Genomic DNA, 773 nt, shown 5'->3' with positions numbered 1-773 from the left:
TAATACCATCAGCCAAAATAGAGGTATCTTTGGTGTTGTACATGGTCTTGTTCAAATCGTTATCCACTTCTGGATGTTCACCAGGGAAACGAATTGTTTTAGAGTGACGAGAACGATTCCATGCTTCGTATTGAACAGCATGACATTCACCACATTTTTCAGGTCCAACAAACTTGTTTGGATAATCAAGAATTGATTTAGCACCTAAACGATATTGAACAGCGCTTGGACGACCCACACGTTTGCTATATTTAGGGCTATTACCTGTATCTAAATACTCTTCACCACGATCACTAATGTGGTAATCACCCACTAAGTTACCTTCTTCATGGTATTTAAATACTGGATGGTTCTGGAATAAATAATCAAAAAGTTCTTTTTCTTGAACAATATAATCTTGTAGCGTTTTAACGCCTTTTGATTCTTCATCTCCATTTGGATTTGAAATAATTTTCTGTGCTGTCTTACCCATTTCTGGCAAACTATTATACTTGCCACCAGCAGCTGTTGCATTGCCAACAATGCCAAGACAAACTAGCACACTTAGTGCTGCTATCTTGTATTTAGCCTGTTTCATTGTCCCACTCCTAATCATCATTATTTTATATGTTGCAGTCGAACCTGGCAGTTCAGCTAGCGATATAATTAATTTGAGCAAGACTAAGTTTAAAGATAAAAACCAATGATTTGTTGATCTAGATCACATCATAAAACGCCTCAGACCTAACAAAACCTAAAAACAATATTAACCAATAAAAACAACAATATAATTG

At 35.8% G+C, this 773-nt stretch carries 1 protein-coding gene; it reads right to left on the bottom strand.

The features are described from left to right. On the bottom strand, positions 1-577 hold a 577-nt coding region (locus BCU94_RS05845), incomplete at its 3' end, for a cytochrome c family protein (RefSeq protein ID WP_241904961.1). Positions 578-773: the final 196 nt, after the last annotated feature.

It is taken from the genome of Shewanella sp. 10N.286.52.C2, from assembly GCF_002874545.1.
In the GTDB taxonomy this organism is placed as follows: domain Bacteria; phylum Pseudomonadota; class Gammaproteobacteria; order Enterobacterales; family Shewanellaceae; genus Shewanella.
The sequence above is the reverse complement of the archived record's forward strand: the minus strand, read 5'-3'. Positions and strand labels throughout refer to the sequence as shown.